General features: G+C 43.5%; 13 protein-coding genes. 7 read left to right on the forward strand and 6 right to left on the reverse strand.

Going from position 1 to position 14,114, the window contains the following annotated elements; genetic code table 11:
* Positions 1-68: 68 nt before the first annotated feature.
* Positions 69-2,141 (reverse strand): 1-deoxy-D-xylulose-5-phosphate synthase, encoded by a 2,073-nt coding sequence (dxs, locus tag ACQKCP_RS07100; RefSeq protein WP_427611809.1) that lies wholly within the window; start codon positions 2,139-2,141, stop codon positions 69-71.
* 633 nt (positions 2,142-2,774) lie between these two features.
* On the opposite strand from dxs, the gene ribA reads away from it, so the two are divergent.
* The 3 genes from ribA to ACQKCP_RS07115 all read left to right on the forward strand — a co-directional run bounded on the left by ribA (position 2,775) and on the right by ACQKCP_RS07115 (position 5,385).
* Positions 2,775-3,503: a GTP cyclohydrolase II gene (ribA, locus tag ACQKCP_RS07105; RefSeq protein WP_427611810.1), complete on the forward strand. Its 729-nt coding sequence runs from the start codon at positions 2,775-2,777 to the stop codon at positions 3,501-3,503.
* A gap of 7 nt (positions 3,504-3,510) precedes the next feature.
* Positions 3,511-4,521 (forward strand): oxygen-dependent coproporphyrinogen oxidase, encoded by a 1,011-nt coding sequence (gene hemF, locus ACQKCP_RS07110; protein ID WP_427611811.1) that lies wholly within the window; start codon positions 3,511-3,513, stop codon positions 4,519-4,521.
* A gap of 387 nt (positions 4,522-4,908) precedes the next feature.
* Positions 4,909-5,385: a c-type cytochrome gene (locus tag ACQKCP_RS07115; RefSeq protein ID WP_427611812.1), complete on the forward strand. Its 477-nt coding sequence runs from the start codon at positions 4,909-4,911 to the stop codon at positions 5,383-5,385.
* A gap of 128 nt (positions 5,386-5,513) precedes the next feature.
* Here ACQKCP_RS07115 and ACQKCP_RS07120 read toward each other — a convergent pair whose 3' ends face one another.
* The 3 genes from ACQKCP_RS07120 to ACQKCP_RS07130 all read right to left on the reverse strand — a co-directional run bounded on the left by ACQKCP_RS07120 (position 5,514) and on the right by ACQKCP_RS07130 (position 7,938).
* The gene (locus ACQKCP_RS07120) at positions 5,514-6,473 is read right to left on the reverse strand and encodes a mechanosensitive ion channel family protein (RefSeq protein WP_427611813.1); all 960 of its coding nucleotides are present in this window, start codon (positions 6,471-6,473) and stop codon (positions 5,514-5,516) included.
* Between the two features lie 77 nt (positions 6,474-6,550).
* Positions 6,551-7,114 carry a lactoylglutathione lyase gene (gloA, locus tag ACQKCP_RS07125; RefSeq protein WP_427611814.1) on the reverse strand — a complete coding sequence of 188 codons (564 nt, stop codon included), beginning with the start codon at positions 7,112-7,114 and terminating at the stop codon, positions 6,551-6,553.
* 185 nt (positions 7,115-7,299) lie between these two features.
* The gene (locus tag ACQKCP_RS07130; RefSeq protein ID WP_198326297.1) at positions 7,300-7,938 is read right to left on the reverse strand and encodes a carbonic anhydrase; all 639 of its coding nucleotides are present in this window, start codon (positions 7,936-7,938) and stop codon (positions 7,300-7,302) included.
* A 401-nt stretch (positions 7,939-8,339) separates the two neighbouring features.
* Between ACQKCP_RS07130 and potA the strand changes: the two genes are divergently transcribed.
* The 4 genes from potA (at position 8,340) to ACQKCP_RS07150 (ending at position 12,282) form a co-directional block, all read left to right on the forward strand.
* Complete coding sequence (gene potA / locus ACQKCP_RS07135; RefSeq protein WP_427611815.1) at positions 8,340-9,581, forward strand: spermidine/putrescine ABC transporter ATP-binding protein PotA; 1,242 nt, start codon at positions 8,340-8,342, stop codon at positions 9,579-9,581.
* Positions 9,581-10,459: a spermidine/putrescine ABC transporter permease PotB gene (potB, locus tag ACQKCP_RS07140; protein ID WP_298808712.1), complete on the forward strand. Its 879-nt coding sequence runs from the start codon at positions 9,581-9,583 to the stop codon at positions 10,457-10,459. Before potA ends, potB begins: the two co-directional genes overlap by 1 nt.
* Positions 10,459-11,265, forward strand: coding sequence for a spermidine/putrescine ABC transporter permease PotC (gene potC, locus ACQKCP_RS07145; protein WP_427611816.1), 807 nt, complete (start codon positions 10,459-10,461; stop codon positions 11,263-11,265). The genes potB and potC overlap by 1 nt, the downstream gene beginning before the upstream one ends.
* 126 nt (positions 11,266-11,391) lie before the next feature.
* Positions 11,392-12,282 (forward strand): LysR family transcriptional regulator, encoded by an 891-nt coding sequence (locus ACQKCP_RS07150; protein ID WP_427611817.1) that lies wholly within the window; start codon positions 11,392-11,394, stop codon positions 12,280-12,282.
* A gap of 821 nt (positions 12,283-13,103) precedes the next feature.
* On the opposite strand, the gene ACQKCP_RS07155 is transcribed toward ACQKCP_RS07150, so the two are convergent.
* Both ACQKCP_RS07155 and crcB read right to left on the reverse strand, forming a co-directional pair.
* The gene (locus tag ACQKCP_RS07155; RefSeq protein ID WP_427611818.1) at positions 13,104-13,466 is read right to left on the reverse strand and encodes a DUF5376 family protein; all 363 of its coding nucleotides are present in this window, start codon (positions 13,464-13,466) and stop codon (positions 13,104-13,106) included.
* A gap of 249 nt (positions 13,467-13,715) precedes the next feature.
* Positions 13,716-14,087: a fluoride efflux transporter CrcB gene (gene crcB, locus ACQKCP_RS07160; protein WP_427611819.1), complete on the reverse strand. Its 372-nt coding sequence runs from the start codon at positions 14,085-14,087 to the stop codon at positions 13,716-13,718.
* Between the last annotated feature and the right edge of the window lie 27 nt (positions 14,088-14,114).

Genomic DNA, 14,114 nt, shown 5'->3' on the forward strand with positions numbered 1-14,114 from the left:
AGGAGCTTATATCGACTTTAATTAACGCACTTTTAGCGCATTAATTTTTTAAAATAATATTGTAACGCTTACGATAAAAGTATTTTCAGCTGTTTGATCACGCCCTCGACATCTAGACCACAGTCAGCCAATTGTTCTGCTTGAGAACCATGAGCAATAAAACGATCAGGAATACCGATATTAGCAATAGCTGGACGATTTCTCTTAAAGGCTGCCGACTCATTGAGTAAATATTCATTCACTGCACTACCTGCGCCGCCCATAATCATGTGCTCTTCTAGGGTTGCTATATGAGTGACCCCTTGTGCCAATAACGTCTCAAGCATGGCTGTATCTAGCGGTTTTACCCAGCGCATATTAACTACCTGTATCTGGCAATCTAACGCTGCATCGTTATTTATTAAGCTTTCTGCTGCTTGTTGAGCAGTTGCCACCATCGTACCAAAGGCCAATAAGGCTAGTTTATAAGGTGCATCAGCTTTACCTAATACTGACTCGACAACTGCTTCACCAACTTTATAAGTTTGAGCTGGCTGCTCAATATCAGCACCTGTGCCTGTACCACGCGGATAACGTACCGCCGTACAGCCTGGATACTCATAGCAAGTATTGAGCAAGTGGTAGCATTCGTTCTCATCTTTTGGCGCTGCAATCACCATATTAGGCACACAACGCAAGAATCCGAAATCAAACACGCCAGCATGCGTCGCACCGTCTTCACCGACTAGGCCCGCTCGATCGATGGCAAACATCACATCGAGATTCTGTAAAGCCACATCATGAATCAGCTGATCATATCCACGCTGCAAGAACGTTGAATAAATCGCGACAATAGGTTTGACGCCTTGAGTTGCCATTCCAGCCGCTAGTGTGACAGCATGTTGCTCAGCAATAGCCACATCAAAGAAGCGCTCTGGAAAGTGACGAGCAAAGTCCGTCATCCCTGAACCTTCTTCCATGGCAGGGGTGACAGCTAGTAGCTTATCGTCTTCGGCCGCTTTATCACATAAGAACTGGCCAAACACTTGCGAATATTTTAACGCTGGCTTTGTACTTGGTTGTTTTTTTAGCTGACTTATGGATTCAGCTTTAGACGCTTCATGCTCTTTATGATTTTCGACTGGCAACTTACTGATTGCATGATAGCCCACTGGATCTAATTCTGCTGGTGCAAAGCCTTTACCCTTAGTGGTATAGATATGCACTAGTACTGGGCCTTTTACTTGCTTCGCCAGTGACAATACGCGCAGTAACTCAGGAATATTATGCCCATCAAATGGACCAAAATAGGTAAAACCAATCGCTTTGAATAAGTTATCTTCTAGCTGCGGAACATCACGCATCTCTTTATGACGCTTGCGGCGATCGAACGCCTGCATATCAGGACGGTGACAGAGTACTGGCTCACCTGACTCAGAGATATCAACTTGATAACCTGACTCCCAAAGCATCGCTAAATGTCGTGAAAATCCGCCAATAGAGCAAGATATCGACATATCATTATCGTTTAGAATGACCAGTAAATCAGCATCTTGCTGTACTGCGTCATTCATGGCCTCAAATGCCATCCCACCTGTCATCGCACCATCACCAATGATGCAAGCAACCGTTTGCTCGCGGCCTTGATAACGCAGGGCGAGACTCATACCCAGACCAGCTGAGATAGAGGTCGATGAATGCCCTACGCCAAATGTATCGTAGACAGACTCTGCGCGCTCAGGAAATGCCGTCAAACCGTCTTTAGATCTGATAGTACCTAACTGCTCACGGCGACCTGTCAGTACTTTATGAGCATAGGCTTGATGACCCACGTCCCAGACGATTTGGTCTTGCGGCGTCTCTAACAAATAATGCAATACTATGGTCAGCTCAACCACGCCCAAATTGGCACCAAAATGCCCACCGCTCTGACCAGCTGAATACAATAGAAAAAGGCGCAATTCATCAGCCAGCGTAATAAGTTTAGCCGTTGAAAGCGTGCTGAGGTCAGTGGGTGTATCAATTGCATCAAGCAATGGCGTATGAGGACGCACACGTGGAATCACAGTATAGGTCTGCTGTAAGCTCGATAGCTGAGCAGCAGAATCCAGCACTGATGTAGATAGGGACTGAGACTTTGGAGAATGAGGTGACTGCTGCATAAACCGTACGATACCTACCAATCTGCTGACAAGACGTGTCTTTAAAATATAGCGGTGACTATAATCAAAAGACGTCAATAATACCTACATCATTATTGATGTAATCGACCATATAATTATTCATGCAACTTTCGTATTTGTATAGCTGCGCTACTTACGACAGTAGACACGCTAGCACAATAGACTGCGCGTCAATACCAACGTTTTGATATCAAAATATTGATGCTTTCATACTATTGACGACTGAGGGGTGACATTATGCCCTATTATTTTGCATCAATAGCGGATGTTAGTGACGACATAGTAATGTAAGGGTAAAGACTTGTCACTGTATCCGTCAAAATAGTATGGCATAATAGCATTTTTTTTTAATTGTCGCTTTAATCATCGTGCGTCGTCTGTGAACTTTGTGTGTTTTTATAAAAAATACAATGAGCACGCTGTCTCTATGAACAGGTTATACTGGTATCATCTTAATTTTAACAGTAAAGTTTAGGTGACAGGCTCATCTCAACTAATAGTTATCTTGAAAACAGTAGTTATCTCGAACAGTAACTGGCTCTAACAGCGCTCGTTTCAAACAGCAATAACACACTTTTCACCGCCACGACTTTAGGCTTATGTAGGACAGCAATGTCATATCAATTTATCACTAGTGCCAAATTACCCACTCGTCACGGCGAGTTTGATATTCATATCTTCGAAAATAGCGAAGGTCAAGAGCATGTCATGCTGACCGTTGGTCTAACTGTGGTCGATCAACAGACAGACGATATCGCTAACCAATCTTTAGACGACATGATATTGAACCAAAAGGATGAATCGATAGCGAAGCAAATACCGCTCATTCGCATTCATTCTGAATGTCTGACAGGCGACGCGTTTAGCTCATTGAAATGTGACTGCGGTCCGCAGCTCAATACTGCCATGCAAGCTATCCAAGAGTCAGGTTGCGGTGCGATTTTGTATTTGCGTCAAGAAGGCCGCGGTATTGGTTTGACCAATAAGATTCGTGCGTACGCCCTCCAAGATCAAGGGCATGATACGCTGGATGCCAATCTCATGTTAGGCTTGCCTGCCGATGCGCGTATCTATGATATGTGTGGTCCGATGCTTGCCCATGTCGGTGTTGACGCTGTTAGGCTCATCACCAACAACCCAAACAAAGTCGCTTATCTGACTGAGCATGGTATTGATGTTGTCGAACGGGTTCCATTGTTGGTCGGTGTCAATGATATGAATGCGGAATATCTAGCAACCAAACGTGATCGCATGGGCCACTTGTTTGATAAAAATATCAATCTTGATATAGATGCTTCTCTCGATACAGACCTTAATACCGCCATACACCTGAATAAATAGATATCTTATGAGTATTACAAATACAAATAACGAAACAGACTTATCAACGGTAGCATCAGTGACGACGCCAACCAATAACGATATCATGCGAGTGCGTGAATTTTTGGTTGATTTACAGGCACGTATCTGTGAATCACTAGAAGCACAAGAGCGCGATGGTAGCACTAACGACAACGAGTATGCGACCTTTGTTCCTGATGACTGGGAACGTCCTGAAGGCGGCGGCGGTCGGTCGTGCGTATTGGCAGATGGTGAGGTCATCGAAAAAGCGGGCGTCATGTTTAGCCATATTCATGTACATAACCTACCTGCCTCGGCGACCGCGCGTCACCCCAATATCGCTGGGCGTAAAGCCCAAGCAATGGGCGTATCACTGGTTGTCCATCCTAGAAATCCAAACGTGCCTACGAGCCATGCCAATGTGCGCTTATTCGTAGCAGAAGCGGAAGGCGAAGCTCCTATCTGGTGGTTTGGCGGTGGCTTTGATTTGACGCCATTCTATCCAGTACTCGCTGATTGTGTACACTGGCATCAAGTTTGTCATGACTTGTGTGCGCCTTTTGGAGACAATATCTATGCTGATTTTAAACAGTGGTGTGATGAGTATTTTCATCTGCGCCATCGTGATGAGCAGCGCGGTATTGGTGGTCTATTTTATGATGACGTCAGTACCGAGAGTCGCGGCTGGGACTTTGAGACTTGCTTTAACTTTATGAAAGCCGTTGGCAACGGTTATCTTGACGGTATCATGCCGATTTTTGAACAACGTAAAAATACGCCTTATACTGAAGCGCAGCGCGAGTTTCAGCTCTATCGCCGTGGCCGCTACGTCGAGTACAATCTGGTCTACGATCGTGGAACCCTATTTGGGCTACAAAGTAACGGACGTATCGAGTCAATTCTAGTTAGTATGCCACCGCTTGCCAGCTGGCATTATCGTTTTGAGCCTACTGAAGGAACGCCTGAGTTTGAGTTAACCGATTATTATCTAAAGCCACGTGATTGGTTAGCACTGTAGTTTTCGTAAATATCACGGCATTCATATTTTTGGAAAATATTAATAAGGTCAGCTACTATTCGCTGGCCTTTTTTATTGTCAGCACCATCTAAACGAGCTACTCTTAGGTTGTTATCGTACAGAAATACGTTGTATAACTACCATGTAATCACCGCAACCAACTATAAGTAGCCATAACCAAGTTAAGGTATGCTTATTTAAAATATTACGAGGATATAACAACTATATAATTCCCAACGCGCAGATAACCGTTACAATAGAAGACGTTCTTTATTAGCAACTGTGCTCAGAAGAATTTTAGGCAGTATTTTGTATAACTATATTTTAAGTCAAAGCGAGCGTTTGTAATCGCGCTTACTATTAGCCAAGTTTAAAGGAGTAAGTCATATGGCACAGGTTCATACCAACAAATCTTTCAAGTCTCTGTTTAGCGTTACCTTGATGGCGGCTGCACTGGGTCTAACGGCCTGTAGCACTTCAACAGGATCTAACCCTGACGTGCAAGCGCGTCAAGACACCATGAAAAACTGGGGCGATGCAATGGGCGTCATGGGTGATATGGCAAAAGCACCTGATACATTTGATGCGGACGTATTTAAAGAGCAAGCGGCGTTCTTAGCAGAAGATGCCGCCAAGCCTTGGAGTCATTTTGAAGACCCAGAAGCAGTAGGCAATGCTACTGAATCGGTTTGGTCTAATGCTGATGGCTTCAGTGCTGAAGCGGAAAACTTTCAAAAGGTCACTGCTGAGCTAAATGCTGCCGCCCAAAACGCCACTAGCATGGACGATGTTAAACCTGCCTTTGGACAAGTTGGTGCAAGCTGTAAATCATGCCATACCGACTTTAGAGCAAAGGACGAATAAATCTTTGTATTTATAGCAAGTAGATACGTATAAAAAACCGCCATATCGTTTGATGTGGCGGTTTTTTAGTTTTCTGGATATTGTGGAAATCAAAGTTTTAACACTAATTAAATATTTCACCGAGCGCACTACTCTGCCACTGTTTTATTCACATCCACAACGTCTTGTTGCTCGTTCATCTTATTAACGATTGCACTTACTGAAGGATCACTCAAATCGATCGTACGTATTGGGAAGGGAATGTTTACGCCCGCTGCATCCAACGAGTTTTTGATACCTACAATTACTTGATGAATCGAGGCAACCTTATTGGCTTGCGTACCATCTTCGATAAACCAGCGCACCATTAGATCAATGGACGAACCCCCGAAACCAGTAGCAATCACGCTTGGCGTTGCTTTCTTTGAGACGCTCTCTATCTTATCTAATGCTTTTATAATCTCAGCTTTAGCCGCTTCGATATCATCTTCATAACCAATACCAACTGCGACTTGTAGACGGCGCTGCTTATAAGCGGTATTGACGGTCAATGCTGAAGTATAGAGATCTGAATTTGGAATCACTACTTGCCTGCCATCATAAGTCCTGATAGTGGTTGCGCGGATTTTAATATCTTCGACCGTTCCTTCATAGTCGCCTGAGACAATCTGATCACCGATACGAAACGGCTCTGAAATCAGGAGCAAAATACCAGAGAGCAAGTTTTGAAAGATATCCTTAAAAGCAAAACCGATAGCCACAGAACCAATACCTAGTGCGCCGATTAGCTTAGCTGGTGTAAATCCTGGAATAGCAACAACCATGGCGATCATAAAGCCAATAAACAGAATAAGTGCCCCACCTATCCGCTGAAACACCTTCACCAAATTTTGATGACGCACGCGCGCGCCTAAGGTTTTATGCACTACTTTTTTGAAAATAATCGACAATAGCCAAAAAATCCCCAACACAATGAGCGCCGCCACAAAATATGGAATGCGCTCAATAAAGCCACTTGCCAAGTCTTGCGTGGTATAGACCACTTGTTGATAGATGGTCACACCATCGGTTAGAGTATTCGATATGCGACTCACGTCGGGGGTGGGCATAAAGGGTTGCTCCTATTGCTGTCTTAGCGCGTGTTTAAGGGGATAAACAAATGAAAATCTCACTGCTTCTTTGCCAGTTATGACATCAAATCAGCTTGTACGATTTCGATCCAATAGCCATCAACGTCCTTGATAAAAGCAATATTTTTCATGCTGCCATCTTCTGGACGCTTTTTAAATTCGACGTCATTTTTATCGAACCAAGCAACTGCTTCATCCAAACTTGGAACACTAAAACAAATATGACCAAAACCTTGCGGATCTTGATTGCCATCATGATAGCTAAAATCAGCTTTTGTTTCGGTGCCGTAGTTGTGCGTCAACTCTAAAATACCACGTTGACGGAAAGCAAAAATTTCTAGATCATCGCCAGTTGGCAAGGTTTCGCGCTCGCTCTCGGTCAACTTAGCCAAGAAATATAAATCAAACCCCATGTCAGGGAACCTCTTAACAGCAAGCAAGGTCATGCCCAAGACACCAGTGTAAAACGCTAGCGATTTAACAGGATCTTTGACACGCAGCATGGTGTGGTTAAAAGTAAAACCAGTCGTCTGTGATGAAATTGGCTGAACGCCGTCCGTGCTAACGCTGCTAGCAGGCTGGTCTATTGCGTCGTTATTGTTGTTAGATGAAGTAGACATAATTATCCTAATATAATTCAAAAATAAATACATAAACACGCAAATCACGATTGTCGTAATTTGCGCCGTTCTCTTATCATAATAAAAAATGGCAAAATAACTGATAGGGTTTTGTAAGAATATGAACAAGGTATGTTCGTCTTTATGCCCTAACTAGCTAGTTATCTGAATCTACCTAAGACTGATTAGCTATCTAAAAAACGCACTTTTCCTGTCTCTAAGTCATACTCAGCGCCGACTACCAATAGCTGACCACTATTGGTTAAGTCCTCTAATGCACGTGAGCCATGTTTTAGCTGACTAACTGACATACGTACGTTAGCGCGAATAGAGCGATCGACCAGCTCGTCTGCATCGACGTCTTGACCATTGGCAGTTGCCAGTTCGTGCAAGTTATAAACGCTTGGGCGAATACGATCAACGATAGATTGCAAGTTAGGTGAATAATTCTGCTCAGGGTTAATCAATGTCTCAACGCAAGCAGTAACAGCGCCACATTTTGAGTGCCCAAGGACCACCACCAACTGCGTACCAAAGGCTTCGGCTGCAAACTCGATTGAACCAATCTGCGATGGTGCAACCACATTACCTGCGACTCGTATAACGAACAAATCTCCCAAACCTTGATCAAAGACAATCTCAACGGGTACTCGTGCATCCGAGCAGCCCAAAATAATCGCCAATGGGTTTTGATCTTTGACCAACTCTGGACGACGCTGCATATATTGATCGGTACTGGTGAGGCTATCAACGTAACGCGCATTACCTGCTTTTAAAAGCTCAAGCGCTTCTTGACCTGTTGTTGGACGTGTATCGGTAGACATGAGAGATCCTTTATCATCAATAATATGAGAGTTATAAATGGCATTACATTAGGTATGCAAACATAGATTGGCTAGTGGCTACCAACCTATCAGGCTCGTGATATTTGTCAGCCATACCGTGATTGTATAGGAATAAAAGCCAAAAATCGGTAAAAAAATTTGTCTAAATATCGTGAGGTAAAGACAGTCGATACCAAAAATACAGCCGCACCCATCACGACCATGACCGTATGGCTCGCATAACTTATAACGAACTTGCACTGACTTATATCAAGGGTTTGTTATAATACGCAGCATTCAGGCAGCAATCAGATCATGCTTACGCTCATGCCAATCTCTTTGATGACAGTGATTTACCTCGATGACTGTATTGATATATTGGACGCTTAGGAACAGATATTATGGCCAATCCCTCTCCAAATACGCATAACACCTCTGCGTCACCTCATGATGATCAGGTGCTACTAAAGCTGACTGGTCTCAAAAAAACCTACGATCAAACCGAGGTCTTAAAAGACATCAACCTTGATATCAAACATGGTGAGTTTTTGACGCTACTTGGGCCATCGGGCTGCGGTAAGACAACCTTGCTACGCTTGATTGCAGGCTTTGAGCAGCCAAACACTGGGGCGATATATTTGGATGGCGTACAGATGGCAGGCTTGCCCGCTGATAAACGTCCGGTGAATACCGTATTTCAGCAATATGCGTTGTTTCCTCATATGAGCGTTGCTCAAAACGTCGCATATGGCCTAAAGTTAAAAAAAGTCCCAAAAGATGAAATCCAAAGACGCGTCAGCGAGATGCTAGCGATGGTACAGCTGGAGCGTTTAGCCAACCGCAAGCCGCAAGATTTGTCTGGTGGTCAGCAGCAGCGAGTTGCCATTGCACGCGCGGTGATTAACCGCCCTAAACTGCTATTGCTTGATGAGCCATTGTCTGCGCTCGATCATAAACTACGCCTGCAGATGCAATCTGAGCTCAAACGTCTGCAACGTGAGCTTGGCATTACTTTTGTCTTTGTCACCCATGACCAAGAAGAAGCGCTGTCGATGTCAGACCGTATTGCCGTAATGAAAGACGGTACGTTTCAGCAAATTGGTACGCCTATCGAGATTTACGAAACCCCTGCCAACCTATTTACTGCCAAGTTTATCGGCGAGACCAATTTGTTTAGAGCTGAGGTCAAAGGTGTCTATCCAGATCACCCAGATCGTGATGGTAAAGTGACCAACGGACGCATCGAGGTTGAAGTCTGTGAAGCTCAAGTCCAAGAAGGGCCAACCACATTACGTAACTTACGTCGTCCTAATTTTGCCAATGACGTGCAGGTAGGTGATATCGTTAATTTACTACTTCGCCCCGAAGACCTACGAATATATGACCCAAAAGACAATGAGCATAGCGGACTGTTAGGCCGTGTCATCGAGAGTAACTATAAAGGCAGCACCTTAGACTCGATTATCGAATTGGCAAATGGTCATATCATCAAAGCCTCTGAGTTTTTTGATGAGGATGACCCGAGCTTTGATTACAAACTAAACGAAGGCGTCAAAGTTTCGTGGGTGGATGGCTGGGAATGGGTATTACCAGAAGACTCTGAAGCTATGCCAGACATAACTGCACAAAAGGATGGTAGCTGATGGCCCGCAACCACTTAGGCAGTAAAAGCCCATTTCGTACCGCCACGCTTTGGCTAATCTGGGGTTGGCTACTGATATTTGCGCTGTTACCAAACATATTGGTCATCGCTGTCAGTTTTTTGACCCGCGATAGTAGCGCCTTTATTAGCTTGCCTGTCAGTATCGACAGTTACGTGCGGATGATTGACCCATTGTATTTTGAGGTATTTGTCCATTCATTATGGATGGCAGGTATCACAACGGTTATCTGTTTACTGCTTGGCTATCCTTTTGCATGGCTGGTTTCTAAGGCAAAAGTGCGATGGCAGCCACTGCTCATGATGTTACTGATACTGCCATTTTGGACCAATTCTCTGGTGCGGACTTACGCATTAAAGCTGCTCTTTGCTAACAATGGCTTGATCAATAAATCATTGCTTGCCATCGGCGTGATTGATACACCAATCGATATTTTATATACGCAAGGTGCGGTGATTGCAGGTTTAACCTACTTGTTATTTCCGTTTATGGTACTACCGCTATATGCGGTATTTACTGACTTGCGCAATGATATGCTATTGGCCTCGCAAGATTTGGGTGCAACTAAAACACAGACCTTTTGGCATGTGGTACTGCCTTTAACGACGCCAGGGATTATCTCTGGTGTACTGCTCGTACTATTGCCTGCGATGGGTATGTTTTATGTGGCAGATATCTTGGGTGGTTCTCGCAATTTACTGGTTGGTAATATTATTAAAAACCAATTTTTGGATGCGCGTGATTGGCCCTTTGGTGCTGCGGCCAGCGTATTACTGACACTGGCGATGGCGGTATTATTACTTGCCTACCGTGCCAGTAGCCGCCGCATTGGCAAGACTGACTTTAACGAGGTGGCCTAATGTCTTATAGCTCACCGAATAAAAAAACTCGTACGCTCAAGATTGGTAGTATCGCTGCCAAAGGCTATCTCGGGCTTATTTATACCCTGTTGTACCTGCCTATTATTGTCTTAGTGGTAATGTCCTTTAACAAGTCAAAAATTGGCTACAACTGGGGCGGCTTTAGCTTAAAGTGGTACGAATCGCTATTTAACAACCAAGCGATGCTCGATGCGTTTTGGCACTCGATTGTATTAGGATTGGTGGCGGCCACTGTCTCGACTTTGATAGGTACGCTTACTGCCCTAGCCTTACATCGTTATAATTTTCGCGGTAAAGGCTTACTAAATGGGCTACTGTTTGTCCTGATGATGTCGCCTGAGATTGTACTCGCTATCTCATTGCTAGCATTTTTTTTATTGATTGGTTTGCAATTGGGCTTTGTCTCGCTGCTATTGGCGCACATTACTTTTTGCTTACCCTTCGTCGTTATTACCGTTTTTGCACGATTGAGTAGTTTAGATGAGCGTCTAATGGAAGCGGCACGTGACTTGGGGGCTAACGAATCAACCATGGTGCGCACCGTATTGATCCCAGTTATCTTGCCTGCGGTCATGGCAGGTTGGTTGCTTGCCTTCACCTTGTCGCTAGATGATGTAGTGGTGTCGACCTTTGTCACGGGGCCTAGCTATGAGATTTTACCGCTGCGCATTTATTCTATGGTGCGCGTAGGACTCAAGCCCGAAGTCAACGCCATTGGTACGTTATTGCTAGTTGCTTCACTAGTATTGGTGGTTATCTCACAGTTGCTATTACGCAAGCGCTAGATGTTGATTGCTGACTAATTGCTTATTAACTGGTCATTAACTGAGCATTAATAACGGACTATGAGTGAAAGTCAGCGCTATATTGACTATAATGAATTTTTCTCACCTTAGCGGTTAGGTTATATTATGCTTGAGCTACGTCATCTTAATACGTTAACCGCGCTACGGGCGCATGGTTCACTTGCAGCAGCGGCGGATGAGCTACACGTTACTGCCTCAGCCGTTTCGCATCAATTAAAAGAGCTTGAGAACTATTACGACATCAGCTTAGTCAATCGTCGGACACGCCCGCTTAGCTTCACGCCAGCAGGTAAAGCAGTATTGGCATTGGCAGACAATATCCTACCGCAAGTTACTCGCACCAAATCTAACCTTAAACGCTTAGCGCATGGTCAAGCAGGTAGATTACGCCTAGCATCAGAGTGCCACAGCTGCTTTGATTGGCTGATGCCGATACTTAACCACTATCGCCGTGAATGGTCGGATGTCGAGCTAGACTTTGCCACAGGGTTTGAGCCTGAGCCGCATCATCTATTGATGGAAGGTGATATTGATCTGCTTATCACTACCAGTGATTTACCGCTCGACGGTATCAGCTATCAGCCATTGTTTGAGTACGAGAGTCGTTTGGTGCTTTCACCAACGCATGATTTAGCTGCTCAAAAATTTATTGACCCTGATGATTTGATTAATGAGACATTAATTGCCTATCCAGTAGAGGCCAAGCGTCTCGACATCATTGCTAATTTTATGACGCCAGCACAAGTAAGCTTTGAGAGTGTTCGTACGACAGAGCTGACCGCGATGCTAATTCAGCTGGTCGCCAGTGAACGCGGCGTAGCAGCATTGCCTGATTGGGTGGTTGCTGAATACGAGAGAAAAGGCTGGGTCGTATCACGACCACTAGGAAAGGGTGTGCATTGTCAGTTGTACGCCGCTACGCGTACCTCAAGCCAAGATACAGCATACATGCAGGGATTTGCCAGTTTATTGGAAGGGATTGTGAAGCCAGTTTAAGACTCCACTGCTTATTACATTTTTTAGTTATAAAATACTGTCCGCTTTCTTACGTTATGATAGGCGTTGGGGAAAATAATGGTTCCCTAGTGAGGACTTGAAGGTTCGGCTGTGTAGAGCTGACATCAATGGTCTTACTTATTTAGGCGGTCACAGTGTACTCGGTAGTGTACTTATCGAGATGAAATGCACCCAAGCTAAATCTCTACGCCAAGCTTGGATTGATAATAGTTCAAAAAACTTTCTCCATGGTATAGGCTCTTCCATATTTATAATGGACTAAAAATCAATCATAAAAGGATCTTAAGAAGTGACAGATTTTATTAGTGAGGTGGCGATTGGAATGTTTTTGTCTTGGCATATAAAGGACCACCCGTTTTGGACGAGTTTTTTAAAAGGATACTATGTTGGATTTGTCGTATTTATATTATTAACCTTAGTACGCATATTTAAAGACGAGGCTATCTTAGAGACGCTTAAACGAGATATCGTGATATTTCTTATATTAGGCACTATAGTTTCATCAGTACTAATAGTTTTTACTTTCATCAACAAGTATTGGCATCCAACTCAAAGGTGAATATACCCCAAGCCTAATGTAACTACCTAGTAAAAGCTAAAAAATGTAGTGGCATAACAAACCCCTATAGTACACAAGAAGTATGTATTAGTGAGGCTAGTCGTTAAGCTTCATAAATCCTAGATTCCTGTCGATTGAGCTAATTTACATTAAATCGTGTTCGGTGCGCTATACAGGCATCGAACTTCAATTACATAGATTAATAACAAAATCTCGCAAAAAGCTCACTACACCACTAATTCTACAAATCAATAATAATCTCAAGACTGTAATCTTGCCTTAAAAAATCAAGCCATGCGACTATGAACTTTTCAAAAACATCTTTTTTGACAGTAGCTTTAAAGTCGTTATTATCTTCGTCATATATAGAGCATATCGTCACATTCTTACCGTCTATGACAACTTGCCAAGTCTCAGAACTTATATCTAATATATTAATATTATTATTTCTTAAATTATGAAGAATGTTCTCTGAAAACTCGATATCTAGCTCTGATAAATAGTAGGACATCATTCTCATTTCATTGCTATTATTTAAAGGACGACATGATGGTATTGGCCTATCCCATTCATCATTTTTAAAATAATAAAAAGCCATACTCATAACAAATCCTTCTTTATTAATTTCTTCTAAAATAGAAGATTACTTCAATTACAAAGAAGTTATCAACTTTCCTCCGAAATTTGTAGTACTAAACTAAATATTGTTATTTACGGCCTTATTTTTAGGGTATACCCCAAAGGAACCAGCTATTTCACTCCAAAAACCTATTAATAGACTACTTAAAACAGACTGTATTTCGGTAACTACTTAAATCAGACCCCTGATTAAGCAGGTAGTATTGATAAAAGCTCAAAGCACGACCTTAAAGAAATAAAAGCCAAGCGCAGTTGCGAGTAACGTTAGCCCAACATGCAAACCGATGAGCGCTAAGCCTGCCAGCAGCCGCCCGTCATGGATAAAGCCAAATACCTCTGCACTAAACGTACTAAAAGTCGTCAATCCGCCCAAAAATCCTGTAATCATGAACACGCGTATATGATCGGATAGATTGCTACCCATGCGCTCAAACCATACTAGCGCGAGCCCTATCAGCAGTCCGCCTAAGATATTGGCGCTCAGAGTACCGAGTGGCACCCAACCGTGCAAGGCATTAAAACGCGATAGCCAAGCTCGCAGGCAAGCACCAAATGCTGCGCCCAAACCAATAGCAAGCCACTGCATAGATTGTCCTTAATTCATATAAACGTG

It is taken from the genome of Psychrobacter sp. NPDC078631, assembly GCF_050268165.1.
Taxonomy (GTDB): Bacteria; Pseudomonadota; Gammaproteobacteria; order Pseudomonadales; family Moraxellaceae; genus Psychrobacter.

Coding starts and splice junctions, on each gene's coding strand:
- dxs (WP_427611809.1), bottom strand. CDS start 2,141: ATGCAGCAGTCACCTCATTCTCCAAAGTCTCAGTCCCTATCTACATCA.
- ribA (WP_427611810.1), top strand. CDS start 2,775: ATGTCATATCAATTTATCACTAGTGCCAAATTACCCACTCGTCACGGC.
- hemF (WP_427611811.1), top strand. CDS start 3,511: ATGAGTATTACAAATACAAATAACGAAACAGACTTATCAACGGTAGCA.
- ACQKCP_RS07115 (WP_427611812.1), top strand. CDS start 4,909: ATGGCACAGGTTCATACCAACAAATCTTTCAAGTCTCTGTTTAGCGTT.
- ACQKCP_RS07120 (WP_427611813.1), bottom strand. CDS start 6,473: ATGCCCACCCCCGACGTGAGTCGCATATCGAATACTCTAACCGATGGT.
- gloA (WP_427611814.1), bottom strand. CDS start 7,114: ATGTCTACTTCATCTAACAACAATAACGACGCAATAGACCAGCCTGCT.
- ACQKCP_RS07130 (WP_198326297.1), bottom strand. CDS start 7,938: ATGTCTACCGATACACGTCCAACAACAGGTCAAGAAGCGCTTGAGCTT.
- potA (WP_427611815.1), top strand. CDS start 8,340: ATGGCCAATCCCTCTCCAAATACGCATAACACCTCTGCGTCACCTCAT.
- potB (WP_298808712.1), top strand. CDS start 9,581: ATGGCCCGCAACCACTTAGGCAGTAAAAGCCCATTTCGTACCGCCACG.
- potC (WP_427611816.1), top strand. CDS start 10,459: ATGTCTTATAGCTCACCGAATAAAAAAACTCGTACGCTCAAGATTGGT.
- ACQKCP_RS07150 (WP_427611817.1), top strand. CDS start 11,392: ATGCTTGAGCTACGTCATCTTAATACGTTAACCGCGCTACGGGCGCAT.
- ACQKCP_RS07155 (WP_427611818.1), bottom strand. CDS start 13,466: ATGAGTATGGCTTTTTATTATTTTAAAAATGATGAATGGGATAGGCCA.
- crcB (WP_427611819.1), bottom strand. CDS start 14,087: ATGCAGTGGCTTGCTATTGGTTTGGGCGCAGCATTTGGTGCTTGCCTG.